Source organism: Actinoalloteichus spitiensis RMV-1378 (genome assembly GCF_000239155.1).
Lineage (GTDB): Bacteria > Actinomycetota > Actinomycetes > Mycobacteriales > Pseudonocardiaceae > Actinoalloteichus_B > Actinoalloteichus_B spitiensis.
The window spans coordinates 1-5323 of the sequence record NZ_AGVX02000179.1; the positions used below are offsets into that span (position 1 = coordinate 1).

General features: G+C 73.9%; 6 protein-coding genes. 3 read left to right on the forward strand and 3 right to left on the reverse strand.

What is annotated here, in order from left to right; all coding sequences use genetic code 11:
• Positions 1 to 1244 (forward strand): tetratricopeptide repeat protein (locus tag ACTIDRAF_RS0209280; protein WP_016698460.1); only part of this gene is annotated, 1244 nt, incomplete at its 5' end.
• A gap of 111 nt (positions 1245 to 1355) precedes the next feature.
• A complete protein-coding gene (locus ACTIDRAF_RS0209285; RefSeq protein ID WP_016698461.1) occupies positions 1356 to 2192 on the forward strand; it encodes a DUF3159 domain-containing protein in 837 nt (278 codons plus the stop codon).
• A gap of 27 nt (positions 2193 to 2219) precedes the next feature.
• Here the strand turns inward: ACTIDRAF_RS0209285 and ACTIDRAF_RS0209290 are convergent, their stop codons facing one another.
• The 3 genes from ACTIDRAF_RS0209290 to ACTIDRAF_RS0209300 all read right to left on the reverse strand — a co-directional run bounded on the left by ACTIDRAF_RS0209290 (position 2220) and on the right by ACTIDRAF_RS0209300 (position 4533).
• Entirely contained in the window at positions 2220 to 3242 is a 1023-nt protein-coding gene (locus ACTIDRAF_RS0209290; protein WP_016698462.1) for an N-acetylglucosamine kinase, read from the reverse strand.
• 235 nt (positions 3243 to 3477) lie between these two features.
• Complete coding sequence (locus ACTIDRAF_RS0209295) at positions 3478 to 4182, reverse strand: LytR C-terminal domain-containing protein (protein ID WP_026065928.1); 705 nt, start codon at positions 4180 to 4182, stop codon at positions 3478 to 3480.
• Positions 4183 to 4233: 51 nt separating this feature from the next.
• Positions 4234 to 4533, reverse strand: a complete 300-nt coding sequence (locus tag ACTIDRAF_RS0209300) for a DUF3263 domain-containing protein (RefSeq protein ID WP_016698464.1) — start codon at positions 4531 to 4533, stop codon at positions 4234 to 4236.
• Positions 4534 to 4814: 281 nt separating this feature from the next.
• Here ACTIDRAF_RS0209300 and ACTIDRAF_RS0209305 point away from each other — a divergent pair.
• Positions 4815 to 5323, forward strand: a 509-nt coding sequence (locus ACTIDRAF_RS0209305) for a peptide deformylase (RefSeq protein ID WP_016698465.1), incomplete at its 3' end; no start/stop codon positions are given.

Genomic DNA, 5323 nt, shown 5'->3' on the forward strand with positions numbered 1-5323 from the left:
GCGTTCGAGGCGCCTTCGACGTGTCCTACCGCGACCTGCCCGCCGACCACGCCCACGTCTTCCGGCTGGTGGGAGCGCACCCCGGGGCGGAGATGGCCGACCACGCCCTCGCGGCGATGGCGGAGCGCCCCGTGCGGGAGGTCGGCCGGATCATCGACGAGCTGGCCGCACGGCACCTGGTCGACCGGGTCGCTCCCGACCGGGTCGGCGCGCACGACCTGCTGCGGCTCTACGCCCGCCAGCTCGACGCGCCCGGGACCGGTGGTGCCTCCTCGCCCCGCCTCCGCATGGTCGCCTACTACCTGGCGGCCAGCGAGCGGGCCAGGGAGGGGCTCCAGCTGTCCAGGCAGGCGGTCAGGCTGGGACCGCTGGCGCCGGAGGTGGAACTGCCCGAGCTGGGCGACGCCGTCGGCTGGTACGACCGGGAGTGGACCAACCTGGTCCATGCGGTGGCGGTAGCGGAGACCCTCGGGGAGCACCGGAGCGTGTGGCGGCTCGTCTGGTCGTTCATGCCCTACGTCCGTTTCCGGCACCTGCTCGACGAGGCGGGTGGGTTGTTCGAACGGGGGCTCGCCGCCGCGAGGGAGGACGGCGACAGGCTGGGGGAGTGCCTGATGCTGCGGGGGCAGGTGAGCGTCGCGCTCTACGGCTCCACCGGCCTGGCGGTCGCGCTGGACCGGGCCGTGGAGGCCGCCGAGCTGGCCGAGGAGCTGGCCGGCCCGGAGCTGGTCGCGGCGACCGTCGCCGACCTCTTCACGGTGCGGGTCCAGCTCGGACTGTTCGAGGAGGCGAGACCGGTCGGCGAGCGGACGCTCACCCTCTACCGCGAGTTGGGCGACGTCACCGGCCAGGCGATGGCGTTGAACAACCTCGCCCTCCTCGACCAGAACGAGGGACGCCTCGACTCCGCCTTCGCCCGGTGCCTGGCCGTGCGGGAGTTGTACCGGATCACCGGCCGGCCCTTCCACGAGGCGGTGGCGTTGAACAACCTCGCCGAGCTGGCGGGTGAACTCCGGCGGTGGGATGCCGCGCGGGACTACGCCGAGGCGGCGTTGCGCGTCGCCGGCGGGTGCGGGGCGACCGTGCAGGAGGGCAAGGCCCTCATCAGCCTGGGGGATGTCCACCAGGCGTCCGGCGCCGGGGCACTGGCCCTGGCGACCTGGCGGCGGGCGGAGGAGCTGCTGCGACCGACCAGCTCCCCGATCCTCCGGGAGGCCGAGCAGCGGATCGCCGAGGCCACCTGACGCCAGCGCCGGGCCGGGGCGAGCCGCGGCGCGCCGCTGGTGGCGCCGGGAGCACGGCACGTGACACACCAGGCGTGGTCGCGCCTCCCCCGATCGGGCAGGCTGGAGGGCGTGACCGAGCAGCCGAGGGAGGACGCGGCCGAGGACAGGGCCGCGTCCGCGCAGCAGGAGTCGCTGGCCGCCGTACTCGGTGGTCGCCGGGGAGCCCTGGACGCCACCGCACCAGCGATCGCGTTCGCCGGGGGGTGGTTCCTGGGGGACTCGTCGGTGGGGGCGGGCGCGGCCGCCGCCCTCGTCGTCGGACTCGCGGTGGCGCTGTGGCGGCTGCGACGGGGTGATCGGCCCCGCGCCGTCGTGCTGGGACTGCTGGGGGTCGGGCTCGCCACGGTCATCGCCCTGTACACCGGCCGCCCGGAGGACTTCTTCCTCGCGCAGTTGATGTCGAACGTGGGCAGCGTCGTCGTGTGGGCCGCCAGCATCCTGATCCGGTGGCCACTGCTGGGCGTGGTGGTCGGCGGTGTCCTCGGGCAGCGCACCCGGTGGCGTCGGGACCCGGCGTTGCTGCGCGCCTACAGCCTCGCCAGCTGGATCTGGGTCTGCCAGTACCTCGTCAGGGTGGCCGCGTTCCTCCCGCTCTGGCTGGCCGGGCTGGTGGGTCCCCTGCTCACGGCGCGGGTGGTGCTCAGCTGGCCGTTGGTGGCGCTCTGCCTCGCCGCCAGCTGGTGGGTGTTGCGGCGTGCGCTTCCCCCCGAGCACCCCGGGATCCGCCATCCCCGGGAGCCGGGGGGCGGTGCCGGTGCCCCGCCCGAGCGTGGCCCCCGAACTCGGAGCGGGTCACGGGACGACCGGGAGCGCGCCGCCCCGGAGGCCGCCGCGACCCGGCACGGTGGGCCCTCGCCGGCGGCGGCCAGGCCCGGTGACCCGGACGCGAGCGGCACCCCGGACTGACCTCGGGTGCCGGGACGTGGCTCGGCGTCAGGGGGAGAGCACCGGGTCCTGGTCCCGGCCGAGAAGCCGGCGGTGGGTGATCCGCGCTTGGCGGCGTCCGGCCAACCGGTTCAGCGCGAGCCATGCCGCTCCGGCCGCGGCGTCGCCGGCCGGCAGGGGGGTGCCGCCCCAGCGGCGCGCCAGTTCCGCGCGCACCACCGCCCCGACCGAGGTCCCCTCGCCGAGGACGCTGCCCCCCATGACCAGGGGCGTGGTGTCCGATGGGGACCGGATGAGGGACAGGCCGGCGGCCAACGCGAGGGCCCCGGCGCGCGCGATCTCCGCCGCCGGGGCGTGCCCTTCCCCGACCGAGGTGTCGACGAGCGGGGCCAGGGCGGCCAGGTCGATGGGTGGCCGACCGTTGACGGCCGTGAGCAGCCGCTGTTTCAGCGCGGTGCGATCGCGCCTGTCGGCTGGGAAACCCTCCGGCACCTCCGCCACCAGCGCGGCGAGGACGGCGTGGGACAACGCTCCACCTGGGCTGTCCGCGTCCAGTTCGCGCAGCGCGAGCCGGACGGCCTCCCGGCCGAGCCAGAACGCCGAGCCCTCGTCGCCCAGCAACCAGCCGTGGCCGCCCGCCGTCCGCACGAGCCGTCCCCGGTCGACCGCTCCCAGCACGGAGCCGGTCCCGGCGATCACGACGCTGCCCGTCGGCTCCGCCGTGGCCGAGGCGAAGGCGACCTCGCAGTCGTCGATGACGTCGACGGGGCAGCGCAGTCCGAGGGACCGCCAGGAGACGTCGAACAGCTCCCGGATCCTGGGGTCGGTCATCTTGCTCGCCCCCGCCAACCCGAGGACCACGTACCGGACCAGGCCCGGGTCGAGCGAACCGAGGGCCGAGCGCATCGCCGCGCCCACCTCTCGGACGGCGACCTCCGGGGGATGCGCGTTCGGGTTGCCGCCACCCCGCCTGCTCACCCGCACCCGCGTGCCGTCCAGGCCGGCGAGCAGGGCCCGGGTGGTCGTCCCCCCGACGTCGAGGCCGAGCACGAACTCCGCGGCAGCGTTCATCGGCACCTCCTGGCTGCGAGTATCCGGCACGGAACGTCCCAGGTCACGCGCTGGACCGAGGGCGAACGGCGGGTACGCCACCATGAGGGCGGCGCGGCTACTCCGTTCAGAGGTACCGTGAGGACGCCCGTCTCACCCAACCCCCTCGGTGAGACGGGCTTCTCGCCCGGTGACCGGGGGCCGGCACCACCGCCCAACCGCACAGCGCCCCAGCCGGGGTCGGCGGGAGCGCGGGCTACTTCGGATCGGTCGAGGTCTGCCCGTAGTTGTTGGTGACGATGACGATGACCCCGGGCGCCGCGTCCCGGATGCCGTCGAAACGCGGCTCGACGGGGATGCCGAACGCGGCGCCGATCTCGCCGGCCAACTGCTCCTCCGGGGTGCCGGGGCGGTAGTAGATGGTGGTGGACGGGATCACACCGGCCGAGTAGTTGCCGACCTCCGACACGTCCCAGCCGGAGTCGCGGAAGTCGCCGGCCGCCCGGCTGGCGAGGCCCCGGACCGTGCTGTTGTTGTACACGCGCAGTTCCGGCAGCTCCCCGCCGTCGTCACCGGATCCGGTCGAGCTCGACCCGGTGCCCTCGGAGTCGGACCCCGACCCCCCGGCGGAGCCTTCGGTCCCCTCCGGCGTGCCGGCGCCGTCCTCCGGTGTGCCGTCCTCGCCGTTCTCCCGCGCGTCCTCCGCGTCCTCGGCGTCGTCATCGTCCTCGGGGGACCCGGGAGACGAGGACGCGGACTCCGGCGGCGGGCCGGTCGGGGACGGCGAGCCGCTCGACGTCCCCGCGCCGGAGGTCAACGTGCTCTCCGCAGCGGTCGGCTCACCGTCGTCCTGGGTCAGGCTGACGACTCCGACGACGAGGGCCAGGATCGCGACCGCGAACATGCCGATGGCGGCGATTCGTAGCGGACGTGCCGAACCGGCGGGATCGACATTGCTCACGGGACGGGCCTCCAGGGCGATCGTGGTCTGGACTCGCTGGGGATTCCTGGTCTACTGGGGATCGAAACCCAGCCCCCGGGCGGTGCCGGCTCGGCGCCGGCTCCCCCGCAGACGGGACAACCGTCGGGCGAGCATGGGATCGGCACGACGCGCCGCCGGCAGGTTGATCAGAACGTCCAGCCGCTCGTAGTAGCCTTCCGGGGACATTCCGAACAACTCCTGGACCGCCTGCTCCTTGGTGCCCGCGTACTTCCACCACTGGCTCTCGAATGCGAGGATGGCGCGGTCGAGAGCGCTGACTCCAGAGTCCGGCTCCGGCGTGGGTGGCAGAGCCTCCCCTGCGGCGTCCATCTGGGCTCCTCGCCTGACGGTCCGAGATCCTGGCGTCCAGCGAATGACACTCGTGTCATTCCGTGTCATTACATCATGTCAGCCCGTCACGAGCAGCCGATATCGACACGCGGGCGGTCAGCGGCGGCACTCCTTCGGTGAATGGCCCTGCGCTGGGACAACGCTTGCCCGGCGGCGCCGGCGCGGCCCACTCCTGGTCCCGGGGGTGTGAGCGCCGGCGGCGGCGGAGCCAGGCCGACCAGCGTGTCCCCCGTTCGGGCCGAACGCATAGGGTCACCAGCATGGCCGTTCACCCCATCCGGATCGCGGGCGACCCCGTGCTGCACCAGCCGACTCGTCCGGTGGAGACCTTCGACGACGAACTCGCCCAGCTCGTCGAGGACATGTTCGAGACGATGGCGGCGGCGGAGGGTGTCGGACTCGCCGCCAACCAGATCGGGATCGACCTCCGGATCTTCGTCTACCACTGCCATGACGACGAGGGCAACTGGCACCGGGGCGTGGTCGCCAACCCGGTGCTGGAGACCTCCGAGATCCCCGAGGGGATGCCCGACCCCGACGACGACTACGAGGGCTGTCTCTCCGTGCCCGGTGAGGCGTTCCCGACCGGGCGGGCGCGCTGGGCGAAGGTGACCGGGCAGGACCAGCACGGCGAGCCCGTGGCGGTCGAGGGAACCGGCTTCTTCGCGCGCTGCCTCCAGCACGAGACCGACCACCTCGACGGCTACCTCTACGTCGACCGGCTGATCGGCCGGTACAAGCGGGAGGCGCGGCGGGCGCTCAGGGCCAA

What these genes read in the sequence shown, in the direction of transcription:
- ACTIDRAF_RS0209290 (WP_016698462.1), bottom strand. Translation starts at nt 3,242, where the DNA reads ATGAACGCTGCCGCGGAGTTCGTGCTCGGCCTCGACGTCGGGGGGACG.
- ACTIDRAF_RS0209300 (WP_016698464.1), bottom strand. Translation starts at nt 4,533, where the DNA reads ATGGACGCCGCAGGGGAGGCTCTGCCACCCACGCCGGAGCCGGACTCT.